The organism is Brevibacillus brevis (genome assembly GCF_022026395.1).
Classification (GTDB): domain Bacteria; phylum Bacillota; class Bacilli; order Brevibacillales; family Brevibacillaceae; genus Brevibacillus.
On the sequence record NZ_CP041767.1, the window covers coordinates 4,373,147 to 4,398,959 of the forward strand.

A 25,813-nucleotide genomic window follows, 5' to 3' on the forward strand; every position below is an offset into this window, starting at 1 on the left:
TCTATTTTATAGCATACTACCTTACTGAATATTTAGGCAACTCGTCCGTTTAGAAAGGGCCTTGCTCCATGCAAGACCCTCGTTTTCTACAGGAGTGTCGATCCCTCCACTACGGCTTGTGCGTCCTCCTTGGAAATAAGGACAGCGCGAGCCTTACCGCCGCTTTGGCCTGCGACGTATCCATCTGCCTCCATCATTTCGATGAGACGGGCAGCACGGTTATATCCGACGCGGAAACGACGTTGCAATCCAGATGCAGAAGCTTGACCCTGCTCGGCCACGAACACGAGCGCTTCCTGATACAACGGATCGTCTCCACTGTCAAACGATGCAACCTGCTGCTCCAAATCCTCTTTGCTGAAAATATACGCAGGCTTTCTTTGCTTTTTGATCATGTGCGTGATTCGCTCGATCTCGTCATCCGAGACGAAGTTCCCTTGCAGACGAACCGGAGTCGTGCCGCTCTCAAGGAACAGCATGTCCCCTCTACCCAACAGTCGTTCTGCCCCAGATTGATCGAGAATCGTACGCGAGTCAACTTGGGAGAATACGGCAAAAGCAAGACGCGTCGGTACATTTGCCTTGATGTTTCCGGTAATGACATCCACAGATGGGCGCTGTGTCGCCAAAAGCAAATGAATACCGCAAGCACGTGCTTTCTGAGCGATCCGGATAATGCAATCCTCGACATCCTGCGGCGAGACCATCATCAGGTCAGCCAGCTCATCGATGATGATCACGATATAAGGCAGCTGATCATCTGTCGTCTGATTGTAGCGATCAATATCGCGAACACCCGCATCTACGAAAAGAGCATAGCGCTTCTCCATTTCTTCCACGGCCCACTTGAGAGATGCCGTTGCCTGCTTGGCCTCTGTCACGACAGGCGTAACCAGATGAGGCAAGTGATTGTAAGGCGCGAGCTCCACCATTTTCGGATCGATCAAGAGCAATCGCACCTGCTCAGGAGTCGCTTTGTACAGCAGACTGACGATGATCGAGTTGATGCACACACTTTTACCCGAGCCTGTCGAGCCGGCAATCAAACCGTGCGGCATCTTTTTAATATCCGCAATAATCGGCTCTCCGCCGATGTCCATACCGAGTGCGACCGCCAGCGGAGATGAATGCTCCTGAAACTTGTCTGAACTGATGATCTTCTCGATTAATACAGGTTGGCTGGACATATTCGGGACTTCGATCCCAATGGCATTGCGTCCTGGAATCGGTGCCTCGATGCGAATATCTTTGGCAGCCAAATTCAGCTTAATATCGTCAATCAATCCCGTAATCTTGTTCACTTTTACCCCGGGAGCCGGTTGCAACTCAAAGCGTGTCACGGATGGGCCTTTGACAATCCCTACGACCTGAGCGCTGACATTGAAATTCGCGAGCGTCTCTTCCAATAACAGCTTTTGAATTTGGGTATGCTCATCGTCATCATCGCTGACCGGCGGGCTCGGATTCAGCAGTCCCAAATCCGGCAAGGCGTATGGCGGCTGTGTGGACTCTGCTCCTTGGTCAGCTTCATTGGACGAGTCTTTTACCGGAGCTGACGCAGGCTGCACCGCCCTGGATGCCTGGGACATGTTCACGGGCTGTGCTGTGGATGAAGCAGGGACTGGGGCTGGAACGGTTTCTGCAACAGAGGTTGCAACTGGTACTACAACCGGTTCCACAACGGACTCCACAATTGGTTGAACAATGGATTCAGGCTCAGTTGGTTCTGTTGGTTCTGTTTGCTCTGACGTATCTTCGGAGACCGAACCCACTCCTGCTGAACTGAGCTCCAGTGTATCTACCTCTGCTCTCTCTAGCAAACGACTGATAGCAGGTGCATAGGCAGGCTCTTCGACGCCATCGCTCTCTAGGGCCGTATCGACTGCTTGATTCTCCTCACCAACAGAAGGAACGTTAACGCCATCATGCTCGCTTTCCACCTGCACAACCGCACTGAGTGTAGTAATCAGTCTATGCTCGGCTTCTTCATGTGCTTGCCGCTCTTCCATCGTTTGAGAGGAGACTGTAGGTTCTGGTTGCCCAATAGACTCCGATACCACTTCTTCCTCATGCACATCAGCCACCGTCTCTTCGACTTTTGGCTCGAATGCGTCAGAATCAGAATCTTGCAGCGCCGTCGCTTTTATTTCTTCTACTACCGTCTCTTCCAATTGTACGGAAGCAGCAACTTCTTGTTCTGAATCAAGAGCATCTGCCACAGCAGTCTTTGCAACAGCATTTTCACCTTCGTTATGTACAGAATCATTCGTAACAAAAGCATGCTGCGGTTCATTTTGCTCAGTAGATGCAGACTCTTGCTCCTCTGGAAAATACCGCTCGCTTATCTCTTGTTCCCACTGCTTCATCTGCTGCAAATGCTCTTCTTGTTCCAAGCGCGGGTAAATGATTCCCGCAGTCGTATGGATGCGATGTTCCGCCTCGCGCGTCGCCGGAGTAATCTTCCCGTAAACAGGCGAAACGATTTCAGAAGGCTGATAGGCACGCTTTTCTTCTGTAGAAAAAACGGTTCTCGTCACTTTTTCCACTTCTTTTTGCGGCGTACGGACGGGACGCTGCGGTATCTCGCTGTTGTTTTTGACAAGCTCAGGTTTCTTTTTCTCGAAAACGGGCTCTGTCTTTGTTTCTGGCACGCGATCATTGGCTGGCCGCATCGTTTCACGCTTCGGCTCGAATCGCTCACGAGGTGCCTGTTGGCGACTGCGTTCATTCGATTCGGAAGAATTTACGCTTTGATTGCGCTTCCTCTCCAAATAGTCATCCGGGACAACCGGAAAACGAAATTGACGCTCTCTTCTTTGACGCACATTGTCTTCTGTATCTCGATTGTCTACCCGCTCTTTTGGGTATATGTTTTTTGTTCTCGCCTGAGGCTGAGGCTGACGGGGAACGGGATTACCTGTTGGGTTACCGGTACCTGCTGGACGGCCTTCTTCCTCTATTTCTTCTTCTCTTTCTCCCTGAAAAAAGTTCATCAGCTTTTGAAGCCACGACCACATGTTGCAACGCCCTTTCTTCACTAACCATCTTCTCCCCTTCATTTTACCACGAAAATGAGGCAGAATTAGCCGGATTGTGATTTTTTTCCGTTTTTGCGAAACCTTTTCTCTATTTGTGCGTAGAACAAAGGGGGAATAAAAAATAATATACATAGGGGAGGAACACATCATGTGGAAAAAAGGTAGCGCCCTTCTGGTAGCAGGTACAGTACTGCTGACCGGTTGTGCAGGAGAGGCATCCCTGGTGCGTGATTCTATCGTAGCGACAATTGACAAGCCTAACTATGATTTTGAAGGCACTTTGAAGCTGACAGGCGACGTTGAGAAATTGCCTGAAGCATTCGGAGAACCGGTTGACAAAGAAGGGCAAGCATTGTTGTCCGCTTTGAAAGCAGGCGTAACAGTAAAAGGCTCCCAGCTGGATCTGGACACTGTGAAGTTTGAAGTGGAAGTAAAAGACGACAAGCTCCTGCGCGACAACAAGCTCTGGACAGGTGACAAAAAAGCATCCGTTGAAACCATCGTTGACGAGGATAAAGTCTACGTGAAGTCTCCACTGGACAGCAAGTACTTGGTAATCGATTCGAACTCTTCCAATCCTTTCATGGCTGAGCTTGGCGGCTCCGATGCTGCTAACGCTGCGAAGCTGAAAGAATACCAAGACAAAATGAACGACCTTACTTTCAACTTTGTGAAAAAGTATGTGAGTAAATATGGCTATACATTGGCTGACGCGAAAAACCATGGCAAACAATCCGTAACATTGCCGAACGGTGAAAAAGTAGAAGCAACTCATGTAACTGTAAAAATCGACGCAAAAGAATTGGTAAAAATGTTCTTCTTCACAGCTAACGATGCAGTAGCTAGCAAAGAAGTAAAAGATTTCGCGATCGATATGATGGTACTGACCACTTCCATGACAGAAGATCTGTATCCGGAACTGGGCAAGAAAACCACAGAAGCTGAGAAGCGCGCAAATGCGGAAGCGATGGTAAACGAAGGCATGGCTGAAGCGAAAAAATGGTTGGATGAAACAGGTAAAGCATACACACCTGAAAAAATCGTAGAAGAAATGAAAAAAGAAGGCTTCCACAAGCTCGCTTGGAACCTCGACTTCTACATCGACAGCAACAAAATGCCTGTGAAACAAACAAGCGATTTGAGCGTAACTTTCCAAGCTCCTGAAATGAAGCAAGCTGTAACAATCGGTCTGGCTGCTGATCAATATGCATACAACTTCGGAAAAGCAACCAAGTTCAGTGCGCCAGCAAAAGATGCTGGTCTGACTGTAGAACAGCTGGTGAAAGATGAAAAAGCAATCAACAGCTTTAGCGACAAAGGCTTTGTTCGTCCAATCGCTGAAAACATGGTTGATCAACAAAAATGGATGGAAGAATTGGCTGAGGATCTGGAAGTTGAAGAAGCAGCGACCACTACGAAGTAATATTTTTCCTCACGAAGAAAGCACGGCGCCTCTCGCGTCGTGCTTTTTTACCTATCCATAAAACTAGAGAATCTTGTGCTTTTCCAGGTATGTAAGGACAATCTGGACAGCTTCTTCAATGGTCTGCTTGTCGCTCTCAATGACCAACTCCGCTTGAACAGGCTCTTCATACGGTGCTGATATCCCCGTAAACTGACCAATCTCCCCGCTTCTCGCTTTTTGATACAGTCCCTTTACATCTCGGCGCTCACACTCATCCAATGAACATTTTACATATACCTCGATGAATTCCCCAGCTTCTACCAGATTACGCGCAAGCTCCCGGTCTTCCCGATAGGGAGAGATAAATGCCGTCAAGGTAATCACGCCTGCCTCTACGAACAGCTTCGCGACCTCGCCAATTCGGCGAATATTTTCCCGTCTATCCTCTGCCCCAAACCCCAATCCCCGGTTTAAGCCGTGACGTATATTGTCACCATCCAGCACGTAACTGGCTACCCCTCTTTGATGAAGCTCATGCTCGACTGCATTCGCCAACGTTGATTTGCCAGCACCAGACAGCCCCGTAAACCATAAGACACAGCTTTTGTGGCCCGCACGCTTCTGTCGGTCTTGTTTCGTTACCGTCGTCGGATGCCATACGATATTCGCGGTACCCTCTCTACTCATCGTCTCTCCCCTCTCGCACAACCGATTTTTTCAGCGGATTAGACGGACACCGGGCGCAGCCCTTCGATCAATACCCGTGCAACCTCAGGACGGCTAAATTCAGGTGGCGGAGCCTCACCACGCGACAGCATTTCCCTCACCTTGGTCCCAGACAGCGCGATATGATGCTCGCTATCATGCGGGCACGTTTTGGTAGATGCCATGTTTCCGCAGGTCTTGCAATAAAAGCTGTTCTCGAAAAATAATGGTGTAATTCCTAGCTCCTCTGGCTGGAACTGGCGGAAAATATGCTGGGCATCGTACGTCCCGTAATAGTTGCCAACGCCAGCGTGGTCCCGGCCTACAATAAAATGAGTGCAGCCATAATTCTTCCTCACCAATGCATGAAAAATCGCTTCACGCGGTCCTGCATAGCGCATGGCAGCCGGGAACACAGCCAACTCTACCCGTGTAGCCGGATAGTATTTTTCCAGCAATACCTGATAGCTGTTCATCCGCACATCAGCAGGAATGTCATCTGCCTTCGTTTCGCCCACAAGAGGATTTAAAAACAGACCGTCGACGATCTCGAGAGCTGACTTTTGGATGTATTCATGCGCGCGGTGGACTGGGTTGCGTGTCTGAAAGCCGACAATCGTTTTCCAGCCCTTCTCGGCAAATCTTTCTCTCGTTTGTGCCGGATCGAAGTGATAGCTGGCAAAACGCCCTTTTTCGGTGCGCTTTACCAACGTAATTGGGCCAGCCAAATAAACGGCGGGACGCTCCAGCAGCTTTTTCACCCCGGGATGATTCGTATCATCGGTGCCATAGACGAGACGAGCTTCTCGCTCCTTGTCAGGTGAATAAATATCGGTAATTGCAAGAATACCGTAGACCGACCCCTGATGACTCAAACGCACCTTGTCTCCGATCTGCAACGCTCCTGCGACAGTGGTCGAGACCGGAAGTGTAATTGGAATGCTCCAAACGGTACCATCTGCCAGCCGCATCTGCTCAACGACAGAAATATAATCCGCCCGATTCAAAAACCCTTCAAGCGGACTGTAGCCTCCAATCCCGATTAACTCCAGATCTGCGAGTGCAAATGCATCTATCTCCACCTCATGCGTAGTCACCGACAGGTCTGCCTGTGGATCAAAACGGTTTACCAACTCTCCCCCGTGAGGTTTCCCACTCATACAAAAGCCCCTCCTATCCTTGATTTGTTCTTCTCTTTCTCCTTACCTTGCGAGATGAAGACCACATTCCGTTTTCCCTGCTTGCGCCCAGCGCCCTGCTCTTGAATCCTCGCCCTCTTTTACAGGACGCGTACAAGGAGCACAGCCGATGCTCGGATAGCTCTGGTCGTGAAGGGGGTTGTACGGCAACTCAAATGCTCGGATGTACTGCCACACTTCTTCCGACTTCCAATGAATGAGCGGGCAAATTTTTAACGACTGGAATTTTTCATCGCGATTGATAAACGCGACATTCGCTCTCGTAGCAGATTGCTCTCTGCGCAGCCCTGACATCCATGCAACCGTTCCAGTCAGCACACTTTCCATTGGCAGTACCTTGCGGATATGGCAGCACATATCCGGCTGCCTGCTCCACAATTCTTCGCCATGGAGGTCTGCCTGCTGTGCCAGCGTGATGTCAGGCTGCTTGACTGTTATACGAAGCGCAGGATACCTCGCTCTCACCTGGTCAATCAAGCTGTATGTCTCGGAAAAGTGGAGATTGGTATCCAAAAAGGTGACCTTGGCATCCTTTTTCACATCGCTGATCATATCGAGCAGCACCATGGCCTCGGCTCCAAAGCTACACGAATAAATCAAATCATCCGAAAACGTGGTGTAGGCCCATTTGATTACTTCTATGGTGTCGCCCTTTTCGAGACGATTATTGATAGAAGCGAGTTGTTCCTCTGTCGCTGACGCATAATTTAGCTGGCTCATGTGCCCCCTCCTTGATCATTTAGCGTACGACTCTTTCAGCTCGTTTATATTGATCGCGTTATCTTCTTGGCTGCTCACGAATTGCCAGCCCATTTCTCTGGCTGCATCCGCTGTTTCCTTTCCGACACATACGATCGGTGTCTTTGACCAGGCATCGCCAGCGAATTGGGCCAGCGCTGACAGCGTATGGACATCATCCGTGGCTAGCCAGTCAAATGAGCATCCTGCCATCTTTTCATTGGGGTTCTTCCCATCCCATTCGAACGTGCCCGCTTGCATCACTTTAATCGCTTTGCCATCGTCCAACCTGATTTTTTGCGGCTTCCCTTCCCCTGCGTAAAGCACCTGCTCTTCTTTTTCCAAGGCGAGCAGGTCAGGGAATGCCAGCAGTGACGTGTTTTCATCGAACACCAAGTCCGGATATATCCCCTGTTTCTCGAAAGCCGCATATGCCCGTTGTCCACAAACAGCCAGCTTGCTCGTTAAGCGCCGTACATCGTAGCGCTGTTGTCGCAGGGCAGAAGTAAAAAAGGATACCTGCTGCGCATTCTGGAAGACGAGCCAACGATAAGTGGCAAGCTCTGTCAATGGGATGTCAAACGTGCAGCGTTCGATCAAAGAAATCGGCATGACTTCGGCTCCCAACTGTTCCAAGGCAATCAAGAGCTCGCTATTTCCTTCATCGCTTGCTCTTCTTGCAACAGCTACTCGTTTACCGAACAAGGGGCGGGATTCGTACCAGTTCAGCGATTCCCGCAGACGGACGACCTCCCCTACGATAATGATAGCGGGTGCGGCAAAACGTGCCTGCTCTACTTCCTTATCTATCGTCCCAAGCTTGCCGATCAGCGTCTCCTGCTCACGCACCGTCCCCCAGCGCACGAGAGCAACGGGTGTATCGGCGTCTTTTCCATGCGCAAGAAGGCGCTCCCTGATCCGAGGCAGATTTTTCACACCCATGTAGATAACCAACGTTTCCATCGAGGCGAGGGCTGCCCAGTCCGGCTCCTTTCCCGCATTTTTTTCACACAAGTGACCAGTGACAAAAGCGACGGAAGAGTTGTAGTCACGATGCGTCAGCGGAATACCCGCATAGAGCGGAGCCGCCATCCCAGAAGTAATCCCTGGGACGATCTCAAACGGAATAGAATGGTCACGGCACATCTGCGCTTCTTCTCCTACCCGCCCGAACATGCTCGGGTCCCCGCCTTTCAGTCGAACGACATACTTCCCTTTTTGGGCTTCCCGGATGAGCAGGAGGTTGATCTCTTCCTGCGGCAATGTATGATGATCGGCCTCTTTCCCGCAATAGATGAGGCTGGCGCCCTTTTTTGCGTACGAGAGAAGCTGCGGGCTTGCCAGGCGATCGTACACAATCACATCCGCAAGACGAAGCGACTCCATGCCGCGAATTGTCAGCAGCTTGGGGTCACCCGGCCCTGCTCCGACAAAAACGACTCTACCTGTGTTCATTGCGAATCCGTCCTCCTTGCTGCTTTGTTCCTTCACAGGAAGAGCCTTGGCTGTATCAGGCAAACGTAGAGGTTTCCACTACGTACCCGACTCCTTGGCGTCCGAGCGGCTTCTTTTCTACCAAGCTCAGCTCTTTGATGCGAGGTGGCGCTATGGTATGTCGCAAGAGATTGTTCTCGGCTGAAGTGAAAGCTCGCTCATCCGTTTGGGCGATCACAACAATCGTCAGTAACCGCCCTTCCTCTAGCACGGCTTCCAGCTTGTAAAGGTAGCTCTCTGCTTGTTCCTCTCCCATGACATTCCCCCCCTAATCTAACGCTACCCGCCCAAGCATTACGCTGGTTGCAGAATGGAGTCAACCTGTGCTTGAATATGGGAAAGTCCTACCCGCTCCACGTAGCGCCAGTACGGTTCGTCTTCCTGACGATCCACCTTGTACAGCGTGATCAATTGGGCAAGGAACGGCCCGAGTCTGTCCACAGTAATCCGTGCGTTGAGCTTGCGGTTGAATTGCGGCTCCTCCAATGTCCCGCCTACGAAGATGTCAAACGCCTCTACCATTCCGTCCGCTGTCTTGACCAATGCACCTTGCAGGCCGATATCCGCAATTTGGCGCTGTCCGCAAGAATTCGGGCAACCGATCATGTGAATGCGCAGCGGCGTTTCGAGAACGACCGTATCATCCAAATATTGAGCCAGCGAACGCATCCGCTCCTTGGTCTCCACGATAGCCAGATTGCAATATTCCGTACCTGTACACGATACGGCATACCCGACAAACGTATTTGGCTGCAATTTGAAACGATTCACAATCATCGGCTCATTGCGGAAAGCTGCTACTTTTGCTTCAGGAATGTTGCGAATCAGGACATTTTGCGTGTTACAGGTGCCAATCGTCCCATCGCCATATTCGTCCGCCAAACGGGCAAGTTCATTTAGTTCCCTTGCATTCATCCGCCCAACGGGAACAGACAAGCCTGCGTAGTTCAGTCCTGCTTGACGCTGCTCGTGAATGCCATAAAAATATCCACCATTCCACCCCGCGGTTAAATCGATACCACCTGGCTCTAACTCGCCAACCAGCTCCAGTAATTGCTCCTTGAACTTTTCCGGTCCCCAGTCAGCGACCAAGAACTTTAGACGTGCATGCGTACGTTTTTGACGGTAACCGAAATCACGGTATAAAGTCGTAACTCCTGCCGCTACTTTGACGACATCCTCTGGTCGCACGAAAACATCCAGTTGCTTCGCCAAGAATGGCTTCGCTGACAAGCCGCCACCCACCCATACATGAAAACCGATCACTTCCTCGCCAGCTATGACTTTTTTGGCCGGAGTGAAAGCCAGGTCGTTGATTTGCGCATGCGCGGCGTTATGGATGTTGGCAGAAACCGATATTTTGTACTTGCGTGGCAGATTGGAAAAGTCCCGATTGAGCAAGAAAAATTTTTCTAACTCCGCTACGATGGGGCGCGTATCCAGCACTTCATGCGGATCAATTCCTGCCAGTGGGTTCCCCATGATTTGCCGCGGGCAGTCTCCACATGACTCAAAAGAGGAAAGTCCGGCTGATGCGAGCCGCTCAAAAATGTCAGCGAGCGATTCTACCGTGAGCCAGTGAAATTGCACAGCCTGACGCGTGGTCACATCCACCAGATCACGGCCATAATCTGCTGCGATATTGGCGAGCACCCGAGCTTGTTCACTGCTCAAAATGCCTCCAGGTATGCGTACGCGCATCATGAAGTGTCCGTCCTTTGGCCGCTGCTGATAGACGCCTGCCCATTTAAATCGATCCATGTCAGAAGATTCAATCGATGCAAATCCTTCTTTGGAATAGGTGTTTACGATCGTCTCGATAACATCCAGTCCGTCTTTTTCCAGCTTCGTAAACTCCATTTTGTTGAGGGATGGATCAGCAGCCCATTTCCACTGCTTTCTCTCGGCCATGCTCGTACATGCTCCTTTGTGTGAAGATGTCAGTTACCAATGCCATTCGAATTGATTGGCTCATCCAGTCCGCAATCAGTGGATGGGGCAAGTACGCACTGCCCTCATAACGATAAGCCAAGCCCACAAGCCTTTTCGGGATTGCTTGTCGCGTGAAGTAACCTTGGCTGACAAACAGAGGAAGCACGAGAACCTCCCCTTTTTCTGCAAGTAAACAGGCTTGATCGTACAGTGTATCAGGCCTCAGTGTAGCATATCCGGCAGCGGCAAATGCATAGCGGTTTTGCAAGCGGAATGTCAGACGCAAGAGCAGCTTTTCCCAGCGCTCATGACATCCCGGCAAGTCACTGCCGTGCCCGACGAGCAACAAAGCCTCCTGATTAGGCAAGCGTGATAGACTTGCGATTCGCTCTGCCACAATCTGCTCGACGTTTCCGTGATCCTCCAATGGTGGACACCAAAGAATTCTTGCCTGAACGGGAACGCGAATCAGGTCTGTCTCTCCTGTCGGCCATGGGTCTAGTCCAAGCATCGCACGGATTTCCCCTACGTGATTGCTTCCAGCCGTAGCGAATAGCGGAACGACGACAATCGTTGTCGCTCCTGATGCTTCCAGACGATTCACTTCCTCGCTGATGCTTCGTCCTTCCACTCCTCCCAAGTAAGCTACCCGAATTGGCAAATCAGTGCGGCACTGCCAAACGGCTGATTCCACCAACGCCAACCAGTCAGGATCCGGTGAACCGTGAGCAATTACCAAAACCGCTGTTTTCGCCATCGGATAATCCCCTTATCCAAACTTATTTTGTAATTCATATATGTTTACTCGGAATTATAATTGGGTTGGATTGCCTCGTCAATAACAAAATGATATTTCGCTTGAACATAGTAGAAGCCGCCCTAACCCTGGCGGCTTCTTGCAAAGTGGAGTTTTCTATTTTTTTGCAAATACATCCTTTAAATAATTCGAAACTTGATTACGTGCTTGAAGCCCTTTATCCAAAATCCCTGCCATCCAGAAGAAGCCATGGACCATTCCTTCATAACACTTGTATTCTACGGGAACCCCTGCTTCCTTTAGACGCTCAGCATATGCCGCACCATCGTCTCGTAAAGGATCGTATTCTGCTGTAATCATAAGCGTCGGTGGTAAATCCTTTACGTCATCGTTCAATGAAGGTGAAGCAATTACATTGTATCTGTCGATTTCGTCACGTAAATAGGTTGAAGCTGCCCAGAAAACGCCCTCAGTCGTAAGCAAATAACCTTCGGCATTGTCGCGGTATGATTGTGCGTTGAAGGTCAAAGTAAGATCGACCACCGGATAGATTAATACTTGAGCCGCTAACGAGAGATTGTTGAACTTTTGTGCCATGACGGCAACTGAAGCAGCAATATTTCCACCAGCACTGTCCCCACCAATTGCAATTCTTGTTTTATCTGCGCGCAGCATGGAACTATTTTCAGCTACCCATTTGGTGGCTGCATAGCAATCCTCTAGTGGAATCGGGAATCTATATGCAGGAGCTAGGCGATACTCTACCGAAACAACGATACACTCAGCATCATGTGCGATGTTTTGACACAAGATATCCACAGATTGAATATCTCCTGCCACCCATCCACCACCATGCAAATAAACAAAAACAGGTAATGAATCCTTTTCATTTGGAGTATACATGCGAACTTTAATTTCACCGTTCTTTACAGGGACTAGAAAATCCTCTACTTTCGATACAGCTTTGGCTTCCCCGTGCTCCTTCCCTGTGAGGGAATTAAGATCCCCCCCTTGTGCCATAAATGATTGTACTTGTGGATCTAAGGCCATAAAATAGTCCTCCTTAAAGTTTTTATCAAATATTGATCTGGAAATAGCGACGAGCCGCTTCCTCAATCTCGTGTCCTTCCAGTTTTTCTTTTGTTTTTTCTTTGCCATCGACGATAATCAACGTATTTCCCAACAAGGTGATACGCCCATTTTCCGTCACTCTTGAAAGGAAATACATCTTGTTGAACATCGATTCAGGAGATGTTTCCGTTAGCACACAGATTGGATGGATGTTTTCTAAATTCCATTGATGGGAAGGTGTCTCAAATCGATATTGATTTTCCCACTCCTCGTCCGTCTTCTTTTGCAAATAGTAGAGCGAATTGGTCTCATCCTGGTATACGCGGTAAATTCCATCACTATCAACAACTTCACCGCCACTCATTGGAACAGGAAGCCGTGGCGAATTACCGCCCATGCCTACATCCACCAAGTATTCCTCGTTATCTAGCGGTACGATGTTGAATAAATGAGCGTTCTCAAGAGCCCAGACTCCATTTCCTACATAGACAGTCCCTGCCATCAGATAAGGCGCAAATCCCAGTTCTTTTAGCAGAAAGTAAAATATTCCGTTTAACTCGTAGCACACGCCACCCTTTTTAGCATGGACAATTTTTTGATATAGGTCTTCTTCACGCAAAGACAGAGGTTTTTTTGCGAGAATATCAAGATTCTCAAAGTGAACTTGGAGGACATGCTGTTTTTGGAGATGGGACAAATAACCGAGACTTAGCTCACTTCTTCTTTCAGCCTTTATATATTCTAAATATTTTTGTGTATCCATGATATGATTCACCTCTTTTTATACTTAATCATTTACAATGTTTCTGTTTACGTTTTTATTATAAAGTTGATCATCCATAAATAAAAATATATAATTCATTATCACATTAATAACACTGAATATATCAATATAAGGTGGAAATGTACTATGGAATTACTTCAACTCAAGTATTTTCAGACAGTCGCCCGTACGGAACATATGACAAAAGCGGCACAGGAACTCCGTATAGCCCAACCAGCTTTAAGTGTTACCATAGCTCGCTTGGAGGAAGAATTAGGAGTCCCCTTATTTGATCGGATTGGGCGACAAATCCGCCTGAATGTTTTTGGACAAGCTTTTCTCAAAAAGGTGGATATCGCTCTTGGAGCATTAGAAGATGGGAAACGCGAAATTTCAGACCTGGCTGGATTGGAACGCGGAAGTGTTTTGTTAGCCACGACAACCTTGAATCGGGTATCTGAATTGCTAGCACCTTTTCTATCCTTATATCCTCGCATTAGCTTTCGCATCACCCAAGCGACGACAGAAGAATTGAAGGTCCAATTGCTCGAAAAGGGGGAAATCGACTTTTGCCTCACTTCTTCCTCGATTGATCGACCAGGAATCTGTAATCTACCCTTATTGACGGAAGAGATCGTACTGGCTGTGCCAAGTACACATCGTCTAGCGGGCCGCCAGCGTATCCATCTCAGTGAAGTAGCAAATGATCCGTTCATCAGTTTAAAACCGGGATACAGCTTCCGTGAAATCACCGATGCTTTCTGTCGGGAGGCTGGTTTTATCCCCAATATTGTATGTGAAGGGGACGAGCCTGCCGCCATCAGCGGCTTGGTACGAGCTGGTCTTGGCGTTGCTTTTATCCCCATCGATGCCAAAAGGGAATTGCCACCGCTTACGCTCCTTCATATAGAGGAGCCTGTTTGCCAATGGACTCCTCATTTGGTGTGGCATGAAAAACACTACTTGTCACTTGCTGCACAGGCTTTTCGCGAATTCGTTATCCAGCATTACGCTCAAGCAAAACAGTAAGTGTACATCCTGCGTTCGAGGCACTTGCACGAAAAAAGCTGCCAGGCCTAATGCCTGACAGCTCTCCCCTTATTCCTCACTCTTTTTCCTCGTTCGGCGATACAGCAAATCCATGCTTTCTTTGAGCGTTTCATACTCGTGCTCGGTCAAGTTTTCGATCTGTTGAATATTTGTGATCGCCTGCTTTTTGATCTCTTCCGTCAAGCGATCTTTCTCATCCAGACTTTTGCTTTCATGTGTCTCTGTCCAATGCGTAGCAAAATTTGCCGTCAATGCTCCCAGCATTCCGATCCCCGTTATCATCAAAATCGTCGCCATGATCCTTCCACCTGCCGTCACAGGCGAAATATCACCGTAGCCGACTGTCGTAGTTGTCACAATCGACCACCACAACGCATCCGGGAAGCTTTTGATATTCTCGTTTACACCGTATTCGAGCAAATAAATCGCAGTCGAGCTCCACAGCATGATGATCGTGACGACACCAAATACTTGACGCATCGGGCCAGATCGAATGATTCCCAGCAAAAACGGCGAAGCACGCACGATGCGCACCAGACGAAGCACGCGCATGATTCTGGCTAAATACAAATAAGAGTCCAATGGAATCATTGCGATCAGATCGAACCAGTTGGCATAAACGAATTTTCGTTTGTCCTTCGCCCTCCACAGCCGGACCAAATACTCGACAATCAGCAAAATGATCAGCCCATTGTCTACCTTGTCCATCAGTTCATCCGTCAACAGCGGATGATTGGAGAAGTCTGCGAACAACAGAATCGCATACGTAATCACAAGCATAATGATAAAAATCTCATACATGACGCGCCAGAACAAAAAGACTCCTCCCTGTGCCCGTAAGTACCTGTTCAAAATATGAGCGGTTCCGCATCGAAAAAGAGGCGAGAACCTGAAGCGGGAGGAGCCAAATGCAGAGAACCTACATGAGCACCAGACTTCGAAGGTGAACGCCTCTTTCCATGCTTAGTAGCTGATCAGCGCAGCCATCAACAAGCCCGCTGCAATACTCAACCGCGATGCGAAAATACCGACGGATACGTTCCCGTTCGGAATTTCAGACACGACTTTAAATGGTGTGATCCATTCGAACAAATAAAAAATGATGACTTGAAATACCATTCCTACAATACCCCAGATGACCAAATCCCACAAGTTAACGGAGTGGTAAACAGCCGAAGCGAGGACGATTGCCAAACCGATGATTTTTCCTCCCAAATCGTGCGAGGCTGCTTTTGCCGCTGCCATTTTCTTCGGATCGTCAGTCTGTGCTCCCTGCTTGATCAGATCAAACTCCTTGTAAGGAGTCGTAATTGTAAACACAAAAATCCCTACAGCCAATATCGGAATGGTCACTGCCAAATATGCCAAAAAGTTTACTACGTAATCCAATTGTCCCAACATGTAAGTTGTCCTCTCCTTTCGCTACTTGTCTATGCCGACCGGCAAATAATATGATAGGTTGTTTGTAATCGGTCCACCGACACGAGCTACAATTGCCGATGCCTCTGTGCCGATCCAAAAGGACCCCCAGAGCAGTCGTCCAGCATAAGCCCCCTTCATCGTCTGAACCGTAATCTCCGGAAGCTCCACCCGTTTCTGATAAATCATCGGCTGCTCCCAGTAAAACTCTTCCTGATCTTTCTCTTGCAGCGTACCATCTGATGCAAACAGCATGACACCGCCACCTTCTCGCCCAAAAATCGGCTTCGTGACGTAGTCCTCTTTGCCTGCAAACCGATTTTCAAAATAAGTAGGCAGCATGTAAGCTTCGATGATCGCGTGCTCCTCTTCGGTGAAAAACTCATTCGCCTCATGCAAGTTCCAGATGAGCGCCTGCAAAGCCTTCGTCTGAATGAGAAACGCAGAAGGAGGATTAATAATGGCGAGCTTTTTGCGGGCAATCAGCGAAAGCACATGCTCACCAGTCGGGTAGCCGTCTTCATCTTGTTCTACCGCCAGCTTTTCCAAAGCATGCAGACGGTACAGCACATCGACTGGCAGTAGCTCCTCATTCTCCTTTACATAGAGCCGATCTTGCCAAACACGCAAATGTTCCAATGCGGCAAACCGGGCAGAAAGACCCGATTGGTTCAGTAAGTACAATGTCGTTCCCTTGTCTTCCTCATGCCAGTCGAGCGAGCTAAACCAGATAGAATCCGTATCATAGCCTTTCGCCCGATACGCGTCGACCACCTTGCTGAAAGCCGAACGCAACTGCCGCTCCATCCCTTCATTCGGGTCCTCACGCAGGAAATGGCGACAGGCACGACCGTTCACATAAAAAGCCTCGACGATTCCTGTAGGGGTGTCGCTGTTGCACTCAAGCATCTTCAAACCTTCTGTCGTCTGGGCAAAATCAAAGCGTCCAATCACAGTCGGCACCGTTTGGGAAACGACGATCCTGACTGCCTGCAATGCCTGCTTTGGCACTCCTAGTTCCAACAACAGGGAGTCCTCTGCACGCTGCAATACCGGAACGACCTTGGTAAAGATTTGCCCCAGTCGCTCGGTTGCCATCGCGATTTCCTCTCGAAAGGTGGGGGAGATCAGGTGAATATCATGGAGCGCATATTCCTCGCCATACATCCAATCCCAGGTAAATACGCCCTCTTCCCGCATCGGGCCGTACAGCGCCTCTCGTTCTCGTCGGTTATGGTCCGCCACTTTCCTCACCTCACCCGGAGCTGGAATAGCCCGAGCTGCCGATACCGCCCTTGGAGCTGCTCGTGCTTATCCCACTCGATACTCCGGATTTGCTCTTGTAAGACCTGTAGGTAGAGCTCGAACCCCCACTGCTGCTGCTATCGTCACAATAGCCGTCATTGTCATTATCGTAGCAATCATCATAGTCGTCCCCGGAAGAACAACCGCTGATCGCAAGTGCAGCTACGACGAACAGACCGACTACTTTCTTTGATTTCGTTTGTGCCATTTTTCTTCCTCCTACACTGGCTTCGCGTAGTAAACATAAACCTGCCGATCTTCATCCACCTCGGCCGATGTCTTCTCCCATTCGCGTCCATTCACGTACAAGTAGTCGCTTTGCAAATGCAAGAGAGCATCGTCATCGTCCTTGAAATAAAACGTGTGGACGAGCGGATAAACGCTTGCATTTTCTTGAAATTCACGCATTTCGATCTGGATGCTGCCCCAGCGTGCAGACACAGCCTCCGCGTAATCGACAGCTTGTTCTTCTGTTGAGCGCTTGACGTAAATGACATACGTACCGTTTTCGATTGCACAGGACGTTTTTTCATAAACGACATGCCCCTTCACCAAATAATCGCAAGCAAAACGCAAGGAGACCTCATCTTTGTTCACGTGGTCGTAGTAAAACTGAACTGGGTATCCCCTCGCCTCATCCAGCAGCCGATATTCCATTCGTGCCATTTTTCTCACCTCTTTACCTATCACAGAATAGCAAATCTTTCGCACAATTTTATACGTGCGCCGAAACATTTGGTTGCCAATAAATGAAAAGAAATCCAGCAGAGCCATAAACCGCTACATAAGTCCTGCTTCTTTTGTACCCGTTACTGTCGAATCATACCGCGAATGGTTTCATGCAAATGTCCGTTGCTCGCCATTAAGGAAGGGGTGTGATCTTGTTGGAACGGCTCATGCTGATACGGTTTTCCAGACCAGTCCGTAATCGTTGCACCCGCCTCCTGGGCGATCACAATTCCGGCGGCTACATCCATAATATTGGAGCGTTGCATCACGATATAATCGAGCCATCCGTTTGCCAGCAGGCACCAGTCCAGTGCAGGCGCAATATTTCGCATGAGACGCTTTGTCTGGAATACAAACGGTTCCGTAAAAGCCATCTCTTCCTCCTTCGTTACTGTGTTGCGTCCACGGATGTACGTTCCGACTGCACGTGTGAGGTCTTGTCGGTTATTGACGTTCAATCGTTTTCCGTTCAAATAGGCTCCTTTTCCTTTTTCCGCCCAAAACATTTGACCTGCTACCGGATTGTAGACGACGCCCAGCACCAGCTCGCCCTTGTGCTGCAACGCAATCGAGATTGAGAAATACGGATAGCCTATAAAGTAGTTATTCGTTCCATCTAACGGATCGATAATCCACAGATACTCTTCCTCGCGGGAAACCATTCCGACCTCTTCCGAAAAAATGGTATGTGTCGGGAAGTGGCGATGCAGGACCTCAATGATGCGCTGTTCACTGCCTTTATCCTCTGGCAGCTTCACGTCGTTATGCAATTCCTCATCGGGCACGAGCTGTTCAAGAAAACGTTCCTTCAAAAAGGCACCCGCGACACTTGCTGCTTCTTTTGCAATTTCGATCATGATATTTCGCTCCTTTATTACGTTTGGAACACTTTTTTGAACAACCTTCCACTTGCACTTGCATAGGAAAGATTACTATCATAGAGAGATACCCGAAGGAGGGGGATAAATATGAACACCGACTTCATTCGGCTGAAAAATATGGAAGGTGAACTCAAATTCACCCAAATGAACAATAGCTACGGCTTCTCCGTCACCACAAAGGAGCTCGTTTTTTTCAAGCCACATATGACCTACCATTTGTTTTTACAGGATATCATCAGTATGATCCCGATGAAGCTGGACACAAGCCCTGTCACATTTCGGCATCAGAGTCAGACGGTACACGCCTCGTTTGGTTCCGATTACTACAAGCTGACCGCCAAGTGGGCGCGGATTGTTTCACGTTCTGGTATCGTCGAAAAAGAAAACATGGAGTTTATCGTGCCGCTTTCCACCAAAATGCTCACCTATATCTCGGAATACAGCGGTCTCGTTGTCATCAAATAACACCGTCACCCCTCGTTCTCACCTTTTTGATGTGGAGCGAGGCTTTTTTATTTCCGACCATTTCTGGAGAGCACAATGAACGTTCCTGTACCGTGGGCGATCCGCCTATCCCGATCATCGTAAACACTGCCCTCCATGACGACCAGCGTGTGTCCGCGATGCAAAAAGCTCGCTTCAGCGCGCAGCCGCTCTCCTGTTCCCGGAAGCAAATAATTGAGCTTGAGCTCTGTCGTCACTGCATACTGATTCGGTGGCAAGGATCGATTGATCAAGGAGCCCATCGCTGAATCGATCAAGGTCGCAAGAATTCCTCCATGAACAACTCCCCCTGAATTGTGCATAAAAGGGGTCAGAGGCAATTCGAAGCGATATGACTGTCTTTCTACGTCTATGAACTCCCCCTTTAATCCAAGAAACCCGGAGATAAACGCACTATTCCGTTCCCGCTTTTGATGAATGGCAGCAACAGCCAGCTCGAGAATGCGGCGCTCCTCTTCACTCCCGTCCGACCAGATGTTTTTTAGCTCATCTAACATTTCGTTCACTCCAACCGAAATAGAATCGATTCTTCTATTTTATCCCAAACAAGCTGATTTCGCTATGATTCCTAAACTTATGTCATTCGAGACTGAGCAAATGTTCAGACTTTTACGGTTGTTTCTGTAATTAAAAATTGATAAGATAGTTCAAAACATAAGACAGGCATGATCCGTATTGGAAGGGAGTTTTTCAAATTGGCCAGACAACGAAGTGATATGATCAAAAAAGGATTCGACCGCGCACCACACCGCAGCTTGCTTCGTGCAGCAGGTGTAAAGGATGAGGATTTCGATAAACCGTTTATCGCCATTTGCAACTCGTACATCGACATTATTCCGGGTCACGTGCACTTGCAGGAGTTTGGAAAACTGGTCAAGGAAGCCGTTCGTGCTGCTGGCATGGTACCATTTGAATTCAATACGATTGGTGTTGACGACGGAATCGCTATGGGACATATCGGGATGCGCTATTCCCTCCCTAGCCGTGAGATTATTGCAGACAGCTTGGAAACCGTTGTCGCTGCTCACTGGTTTGATGGCATGATCTGTATTCCAAATTGTGACAAGATCACTCCTGGGATGATCATGGGTGCGCTTCGTGTCAACATTCCAACCGTCTTTGTAACCGGTGGTCCTATGAAAGCCGGAAAAACGAGTGATGGCCGCTCCATCTCGCTTTCCTCCGTATTCGAGGGTGTCGGAGCTCACCAAGCAGGCTTGATCAACGACCAGCAACTCGAAGAACTGGAGCAATATGGATGCCCGACTTGCGGTTCCTGTTCCGGTATGTTTACAGCAAACTCGATGAACTGTTTGCTCGAAGCCATTGGTTTGGCTCTCCCTGGCAACGGTACCGTACTCGCTGTCTCGCCTGAACGTCGCGAGCTGGTACAAGCATCTGCTGAAAAACTGAAAAATCTGATTGAACGCGACATTAAGCCACGCGACATCGTGACACTTGAGGCAATCGACGATGCATTCGCACTCGACATGGCGATGGGTGGTTCAACCAATACGGTTCTCCATACTCTGGCTATCGCACAAGAAGCAGGCATCGAATACCCAATCGAGCGCATCAACGAAGTAGCGAAGCGCATTCCACATATTTGCAAGCTGGCTCCTTCCTCCGACTATCATATCGAGGATTGCCACGAGGCAGGCGGCGTATCAGCGGTTCTGAAAGAAATCGCGAAAAAAGCAGGCGCGATCCATCCAGACCGTATCACCGTCACGGGCAAAACCCTTGGCGAAAACATCGCTGACGCCGAAATCAAAAACGATCAAGTCATTCGTCGCCTAGACAATCCGTACAGCGCTTCCGGCGGTCTCGCTGTTCTGTTCGGCAACCTGGCAGAGCAAGGCTCGATCATCAAAACAGGTGGTGTCGATCCTTCTATTAAAAAGCACGAAGGTCCAGCTATCTGCTTTGACTCCCAAGAGGAGGCTCTGGCAGGAATCGCTGCTGGCAAAATCAAATCCGGTCATGTTGTCGTCATCCGCTATGAAGGTCCTAAGGGCGGCCCAGGTATGCCGGAAATGCTGGCTCCTACCTCGCAAATCGTGGGTATGGGTCTCGGTAAAGAAGTCGCGCTCGTTACAGACGGACGCTTCTCCGGAGCTTCTCGCGGGATCAGTATTGGTCACGTGTCTCCTGAAGCCGCAGAAGGCGGTCCAATTGCCTTCGTACAGGACGGAGATATCATCTCGATTGACCTCGAGGAGCGCACGATGCAACTGCTCGTGGATGAAGCCGAGCTGGCTCGCCGCAAAGAAGGCTGGAAAGAATTCGAGCCGAAGGTAAAAACAGGCTATTTGGCTCGTTACTCCAAGCTGGTAACGAATGCGAGCATGGGTGGTATTTTGAAAATCTAGCACACTGCTAGCATACAGACCAAAGCCCTTGTCTTTGTGGGAGACTCCACAAGACAAGGGCTTTTTTTACAAGATTTGCATTCCTCGATTCTCGCAACAAATTGCGCTGCCAGACGTATTAGTTAGTAGAGAGCCAGACGAGTAGATTACAAGACTCGCCGTGCCGAAACAAAGCGCTTCTCCCAGGACGTGCCCTTAAAGGTCGAATACGTCACTCCTGGTTTTCCATATGTATGAAGGAGTTTGTTGTTACCTGCATAGATCGCCACGTGTGTGATCCGTTTGGACGTCGTCGTTTTACTCGCCTTGAAGAACACCAGGTCTCCTTTTTTCAGATTCGACTTGGACACACTTGTTCCTACCTTGGCTTGATCGCGAGAAGTGCGTGGCAAGCTCTTGCCGACTGCGACTTTAAATACGCGCTTTGTAAAGGAAGAGCAATCAAAAACGGCTGTGGTATTGCTGCTCGCACCGAATTTATAAGGAGTACCCATATACTTTCTTCCCGTGGCAATGACCTTGTCCGCCTTGGATTGCGTCCACGCTGCCTCGGCTACATTTTGCTTGCCTGGCAGTGGAGCGACAATCGATGTGATTCCCAATGCTGCTCCCATTACGATTCCTATGAGGGTTTTATGTAATTTCATGCTGTTCATCCTCCCTTTTCTTTTGAAAAAGATCCCTGCTCAACTAGGGACCATTTTATGCAAAGTTTGGCTGACCTCTCACTTGTTCTCTACTTTACCAAAGCTCACACTCTATGAGATTACCAAAAACTTACCAAAAACTATTTTTCCAACTGGATACGATTACCGCTTGACGCCTTCGCGCTTGATTTGACGGGCATTCCTCAAATTTTCAGTCTATTTTCCTGCCATAATGTCCCTCACAAATTGGCAAATTTTATCCAGCTGCCATTTGTCCAAATCCACACTCCATGCGACTTTCGTCCTAGTTCCATTTACAAAAAACCCCTTTTCCCTCCTTTTTCACGTAATCTGCCTCTGGAATCTCGCTTCCCTTTCTTCTCTCTCTACTTGCAACTAGCAGGGAGTCATCGTAAAGTAGATAGGAGTTCGTTTTGAAGGAGGCACATATGCGACTGCGTAACATTCCAGGTGCCGAAGCGGCCCTGAGAGAATATCCGACGTTCGTAGACAATCCCCTTTCCTATAAAGGAAACTGGAAGGAACGCTTCGGGAATAACAATCCGATTCATGTGGAGATCGGCTGTGGAAAAGGACGTTTCATTAATACATTGGCCGAGCGTCACCCTGACATCAATTTCATTGCGGTTGAACTGAAAGCGGAGGTCGTTCTGCGCGCTGTTCAGCGTACAGAGTACAAAGCTGTTCCGAATCTGGCCTTTGTCCAATACGACGCTTCCAAGTTGACCGACTTGTTTGCCGATCACGAAATTTCTCGCATCTATTTGAACTTTAGTGATCCGTGGCCAAAAACTCGTCATGCGAAACGCCGTCTTACTTACAAAAGCTTCTTGAACACCTATCGTCAGGTGCTTGTGGCAGACGGTGAGATTCATATGAAGACAGACAACGAGAACCTTTTTGAGTTTTCACTCAACCAATTCGCTGGGGAACGCTTCCAGATGCGCAATATCACTTTTGACCTTCACCAGTCCAAGCTGGCGGCGGATAATGTGATGACGGAGTACGAGGAGCGCTTTTCTTCTCGTGGGCAGCGCATTTATCGAGTGGAAGCGAGCTGTGTGATTAAGTAGGCTCTGGTTTGAGTCAACATAGGGGAGGAGAAGAAAAAGCACAGCTCTCTTCGACTCTGACACACCAGCAGGGGGGATTCACTGGACGTCTCCACTTCCAAAAGGGGACCGTCGAGCCAAAGCCACCCTACGGGCGGAAGTTTCTCAAGGAAGAAGTGTTCGACAAGCGTGGTCCCCTTTTGGAAGTTCCGACTGGGTGGGCGTTGTCAAGGTCTGCGAGCCCTGCGCTTTTTCTTCTCACCAGCTTTCGTTGGTTCATCGGAACCTTCTAAATGCTTATTAGAAATCATAAGTACCAAAAAACCCTCCACGCTCTCTAGTAGGCTTGTACCTTACTTGCGAACGTGAAGGGTTTTTTTATTCTTTTTGCCGTCCGACGCTTTTGTACACGCGTTCAGGACGTCCGACGACTCCGTACGAAAGGTCTGCGATGGCGTCTCCTTTGGCTACCAGATATTCGAGGTATCGCCTTGCTGTTGAACGGCTAATGCCTGTTTCTTTACTGACCAAATCTGTCGTGGCCTCCTGGGTCTGCATGAGAAAGCCTGAAATTTTGTCCAGCGTGATTTGATCAATTCCTTTGACTGCCCTTGTCTCGGTTGTCTTCTTTTGCCCAGTCCGGGAAATAAGCTCATCGATTTGGGCTTGGCTGATTTGATCGGTGTCTTTTTTCCAATCACTCACCTTTTGCCTGAACTCCTGATAATTCCGCAACGTCTGTTGCAAGCGTGCAAAGATAAGTGGCTTGGTAATAAAATCGAATACGCCATAGCGGATCGCCTCTACAACCGCATCTACTTCTTTGGCGGCTGTCAGCATGATGACATCCGTTGTAGGGAACTGCTCCTTTATGATCGACAAAAAATCGAGGCCGTCCATATCCGGAAAATAAATGTCGAGTAAAACGAGGTCGGGATGTAAAATTTCCATTTGGTCCTTGGCCTCTTGCCCATTCGTGGCAATGCCAATCACCTCGTACCCCTCTACTTTTTCCACGAAGCGTCGGTTTACCTCTGCGATTCTCAGGTCGTCTTCAATGATGAGTACCCGTATCATCTAGTACGGCCTCCTTCCGTTCTGCCGTGCGTGCATCCTTTGGTATCGTCACAGTAAAAATCGTTCCGCCTACCGGATTACCCGTATGCGTAATATTGCCGTGTACATGTAAAACAGCTTGTTTGACCAAGTGCAGACCGTAGCCATGATTCGGATGTTGTTTGGTAGAGAAGCCCAGCTCAAAGATTCGTTCGGCATTTTCTTCGGAGATGCCTGGCCCCCGGTCCTCTACCTCTATGAGCAAGACCTCTTCCATATTAAGCAAAAAGATCGTGATTTCTGGAGCAAATGCACCTGGAGCTTTTACAGCGTCCATCGCATTATCTATCAAATTGCCGAGAATGACAATCAGCTGTGAGCGATCAATCGAGGCAGGAATGTCACGGAAGTTGCTTTCTGGATCTATTTTCAATTCCACTTTGCGTTCGTTGGCTTGATTCAGCTTCCCAAGCAACAAGCCACCTATCAGCGGGTCGGGAACTTCTTGCATAATAAACTTCGTATTGTGGACATGCACATTCAACTCGGAAGAGATCGTTTCAATGGCTTCCTGATACGATTCAAGCTGGATGAGTCCTGATATGAGATGCAGTTTGTTGGAATACTCGTGCGTCTGGGAACGAAGGACTTCCGCATACTCCTTCACTCGTGACAGCTCCTGTGTGACCTCGAACAGCTCGGACCGATTGCGAAAACTCGCTACAGCACCCATTACATGGCGCTCCTTATCCATAATCGGGACCCGGTTCACGACTAATACATGCTCGTCCACATTCGTTTCGCGGTCAAATTCGGCTTTCCCTGTCTCAATCACCTCATGAAGACCAAGCGAACGAACCAGCTCGTCCTGTTTGTCCATGATCCTGTCTTTATCCTTCGCTTGCCCGAGCATGTGGAGAGCGGTCTGATTCGCCAGCGTGATCGCCCCATCCTTATTGACTGCCACAATACCTTCGCGAATCGATTCCAGCACCGCTTGATTTTCCTGATACAATCGCCCGATTTGTTCTGGCTCCAAACCAAATATCGCTTTCTTTACATTTTGTGAAAGAATGAGCGTAGCCACCACACCCAGAAGCATGATGATGATGCCGATGACAACGATTCGATTGCGATACGATTCGATTGTTTCATTTATATCCTCAAACAAGAAGCCGACAGAAACGACCCCCATCACTTTTCCTTCCTCATCATAGATCGGTGTTTTTCCTCTCAGCCCAGGACCAAGCGAACCGACTGTCTCAGAGATGATGGATTGTCCCTCAAATACTGCCTCATTGTCGCCTCCCACCATCTTTTTGCCAATCTGCTCTGGATCGGGATGTGAGTAGCGGATGCTTTGCAAATTTCCTACGGTGATAAAAGCCGCATTCGTGTCCACGCGTATTTTTTCCACGATTGGATTGATAATCTTGGCGGGATCTTCTGTGTCAAACGCCTGTTTGATCTCGGACATCTGCGCGACGGTCTTGGCGGTGTGCAGTGCTCGCGTCCCGATCTCATGCTCTAATACGCCCGCCAGCATCTGTTCAAACATCGTACCGAGTATGACAATCACACCAAAAAGGAGCGAGCAAATAATCAACATCAGCTTGCTGTGAAAACGCACATCGTTCCCTCCTCTTCTTCTCATTGTATCTCATTTCGCCCGATG

Annotated in this window: 25 protein-coding genes; 5 read left to right on the plus strand and 20 right to left on the minus strand. The window is 48.8% G+C overall.

Features of this window, described 5'->3' with window-relative positions; all coding sequences use genetic code 11:
* Window positions 1-86 precede the first annotated feature (86 nt).
* Window positions 87-3,293, minus strand: coding sequence for a DNA translocase FtsK (locus FO446_RS20780; RefSeq protein ID WP_370648034.1), 3,207 nt, complete (start codon window positions 3,291-3,293; stop codon window positions 87-89).
* Here FO446_RS20780 and FO446_RS20785 point away from each other — a divergent pair.
* Window positions 3,187-4,461: a hypothetical protein gene (locus tag FO446_RS20785; protein WP_173610925.1), complete on the plus strand. Its 1,275-nt coding sequence runs from the start codon at window positions 3,187-3,189 to the stop codon at window positions 4,459-4,461. The two genes, FO446_RS20780 and FO446_RS20785, sit on opposite strands and share 107 nt — an antisense overlap.
* 63 nt (window positions 4,462-4,524) lie before the next feature.
* Here FO446_RS20785 and cysC read toward each other — a convergent pair whose 3' ends face one another.
* The 9 genes from cysC to FO446_RS20830 form a co-directional block, all read right to left on the minus strand.
* The gene (cysC, locus tag FO446_RS20790; protein ID WP_173610924.1) at window positions 4,525-5,130 is read right to left on the minus strand and encodes an adenylyl-sulfate kinase; all 606 of its coding nucleotides are present in this window, start codon (window positions 5,128-5,130) and stop codon (window positions 4,525-4,527) included.
* A gap of 38 nt (window positions 5,131-5,168) precedes the next feature.
* Window positions 5,169-6,308, minus strand: coding sequence for a sulfate adenylyltransferase (sat, locus tag FO446_RS20795; RefSeq protein WP_173610923.1), 1,140 nt, complete (start codon window positions 6,306-6,308; stop codon window positions 5,169-5,171).
* Between the two features lie 42 nt (window positions 6,309-6,350).
* Window positions 6,351-7,067, minus strand: a complete 717-nt coding sequence (locus FO446_RS20800) for a phosphoadenylyl-sulfate reductase (protein ID WP_173610922.1) — start codon at window positions 7,065-7,067, stop codon at window positions 6,351-6,353.
* 15 nt (window positions 7,068-7,082) lie between these two features.
* Window positions 7,083-8,540, minus strand: a complete 1,458-nt coding sequence (cobA, locus tag FO446_RS20805; RefSeq protein WP_229088115.1) for a uroporphyrinogen-III C-methyltransferase — start codon at window positions 8,538-8,540, stop codon at window positions 7,083-7,085.
* Window positions 8,541-8,595: 55 nt separating this feature from the next.
* The gene (locus tag FO446_RS20810; protein ID WP_173610921.1) at window positions 8,596-8,835 is read right to left on the minus strand and encodes a DUF3906 family protein; all 240 of its coding nucleotides are present in this window, start codon (window positions 8,833-8,835) and stop codon (window positions 8,596-8,598) included.
* A gap of 38 nt (window positions 8,836-8,873) precedes the next feature.
* Window positions 8,874-10,490 carry a nitrite/sulfite reductase gene (locus FO446_RS20815; RefSeq protein ID WP_173610920.1) on the minus strand — a complete coding sequence of 539 codons (1,617 nt, stop codon included), beginning with the start codon at window positions 10,488-10,490 and terminating at the stop codon, window positions 8,874-8,876.
* A complete protein-coding gene (locus FO446_RS20820) occupies window positions 10,456-11,268 on the minus strand; it encodes a sirohydrochlorin chelatase (protein WP_173610919.1) in 813 nt (270 codons plus the stop codon). The genes FO446_RS20815 and FO446_RS20820 overlap by 35 nt, the downstream gene beginning before the upstream one ends.
* A gap of 156 nt (window positions 11,269-11,424) precedes the next feature.
* Entirely contained in the window at window positions 11,425-12,318 is an 894-nt protein-coding gene (locus tag FO446_RS20825) for an alpha/beta hydrolase (protein ID WP_173610918.1), read from the minus strand.
* A gap of 25 nt (window positions 12,319-12,343) precedes the next feature.
* Window positions 12,344-13,102 carry an arylamine N-acetyltransferase family protein gene (locus FO446_RS20830; protein WP_173610917.1) on the minus strand — a complete coding sequence of 253 codons (759 nt, stop codon included), beginning with the start codon at window positions 13,100-13,102 and terminating at the stop codon, window positions 12,344-12,346.
* Between the two features lie 147 nt (window positions 13,103-13,249).
* On the opposite strand from FO446_RS20830, the gene FO446_RS20835 reads away from it, so the two are divergent.
* Window positions 13,250-14,131, plus strand: coding sequence for a LysR family transcriptional regulator (locus FO446_RS20835; protein WP_173610916.1), 882 nt, complete (start codon window positions 13,250-13,252; stop codon window positions 14,129-14,131).
* Window positions 14,132-14,200: 69 nt separating this feature from the next.
* Here FO446_RS20835 and FO446_RS20840 read toward each other — a convergent pair whose 3' ends face one another.
* The 6 genes from FO446_RS20840 to FO446_RS20865 all read right to left on the minus strand — a co-directional run bounded on the left by FO446_RS20840 (window position 14,201) and on the right by FO446_RS20865 (window position 18,462).
* Window positions 14,201-14,968: a potassium channel family protein gene (locus FO446_RS20840; RefSeq protein ID WP_173610915.1), complete on the minus strand. Its 768-nt coding sequence runs from the start codon at window positions 14,966-14,968 to the stop codon at window positions 14,201-14,203.
* Window positions 14,969-15,115: 147 nt separating this feature from the next.
* Window positions 15,116-15,553 carry a DUF350 domain-containing protein gene (locus FO446_RS20845; protein ID WP_173610914.1) on the minus strand — a complete coding sequence of 146 codons (438 nt, stop codon included), beginning with the start codon at window positions 15,551-15,553 and terminating at the stop codon, window positions 15,116-15,118.
* A 21-nt stretch (window positions 15,554-15,574) separates the two neighbouring features.
* Complete coding sequence (locus FO446_RS20850; RefSeq protein ID WP_173610913.1) at window positions 15,575-16,816, minus strand: glutathionylspermidine synthase family protein; 1,242 nt, start codon at window positions 16,814-16,816, stop codon at window positions 15,575-15,577.
* Between the two features lie 10 nt (window positions 16,817-16,826).
* On the minus strand, window positions 16,827-17,084 hold the full coding sequence (locus FO446_RS20855) for a hypothetical protein (RefSeq protein ID WP_173610912.1): 258 nt from the start codon (window positions 17,082-17,084) through the stop codon (window positions 16,827-16,829).
* Between the two features lie 11 nt (window positions 17,085-17,095).
* Entirely contained in the window at window positions 17,096-17,542 is a 447-nt protein-coding gene (locus tag FO446_RS20860; RefSeq protein WP_173610911.1) for a hypothetical protein, read from the minus strand.
* A gap of 143 nt (window positions 17,543-17,685) precedes the next feature.
* Window positions 17,686-18,462: an inositol monophosphatase family protein gene (locus FO446_RS20865; RefSeq protein ID WP_173610910.1), complete on the minus strand. Its 777-nt coding sequence runs from the start codon at window positions 18,460-18,462 to the stop codon at window positions 17,686-17,688.
* A gap of 111 nt (window positions 18,463-18,573) precedes the next feature.
* Here FO446_RS20865 and FO446_RS20870 point away from each other — a divergent pair, with 111 nt between their 5' ends.
* Window positions 18,574-18,951: a hypothetical protein gene (locus tag FO446_RS20870; protein WP_173610909.1), complete on the plus strand. Its 378-nt coding sequence runs from the start codon at window positions 18,574-18,576 to the stop codon at window positions 18,949-18,951.
* Window positions 18,952-18,998: 47 nt separating this feature from the next.
* Here FO446_RS20870 and FO446_RS20875 read toward each other — a convergent pair whose 3' ends face one another.
* Entirely contained in the window at window positions 18,999-19,487 is a 489-nt protein-coding gene (locus tag FO446_RS20875) for a PaaI family thioesterase (protein ID WP_232773797.1), read from the minus strand.
* Window positions 19,488-19,685: 198 nt separating this feature from the next.
* Here FO446_RS20875 and ilvD point away from each other — a divergent pair, with 198 nt between their 5' ends.
* On the plus strand, window positions 19,686-21,362 hold the full coding sequence (ilvD, locus tag FO446_RS20880) for a dihydroxy-acid dehydratase (protein WP_015892520.1): 1,677 nt from the start codon (window positions 19,686-19,688) through the stop codon (window positions 21,360-21,362).
* Window positions 21,363-21,508: 146 nt separating this feature from the next.
* Here ilvD and FO446_RS20885 read toward each other — a convergent pair whose 3' ends face one another.
* Complete coding sequence (locus FO446_RS20885) at window positions 21,509-22,009, minus strand: C40 family peptidase (protein ID WP_232773796.1); 501 nt, start codon at window positions 22,007-22,009, stop codon at window positions 21,509-21,511.
* Between the two features lie 449 nt (window positions 22,010-22,458).
* Here FO446_RS20885 and trmB point away from each other — a divergent pair, with 449 nt between their 5' ends.
* On the plus strand, window positions 22,459-23,103 hold the full coding sequence (gene trmB, locus FO446_RS20890) for a tRNA (guanosine(46)-N7)-methyltransferase TrmB (RefSeq protein ID WP_173610906.1): 645 nt from the start codon (window positions 22,459-22,461) through the stop codon (window positions 23,101-23,103).
* Between the two features lie 357 nt (window positions 23,104-23,460).
* On the opposite strand, the gene FO446_RS20895 is transcribed toward trmB, so the two are convergent.
* Together FO446_RS20895 and FO446_RS20900 are read right to left on the minus strand one after the other, a co-directional pair.
* Window positions 23,461-24,159 carry a DUF977 family protein gene (locus FO446_RS20895; RefSeq protein ID WP_173610905.1) on the minus strand — a complete coding sequence of 233 codons (699 nt, stop codon included), beginning with the start codon at window positions 24,157-24,159 and terminating at the stop codon, window positions 23,461-23,463.
* The gene (locus FO446_RS20900; protein ID WP_237898962.1) at window positions 24,137-25,792 is read right to left on the minus strand and encodes an ATP-binding protein; all 1,656 of its coding nucleotides are present in this window, start codon (window positions 25,790-25,792) and stop codon (window positions 24,137-24,139) included. The genes FO446_RS20895 and FO446_RS20900 overlap by 23 nt, the downstream gene beginning before the upstream one ends.
* Window positions 25,793-25,813: the final 21 nt, after the last annotated feature.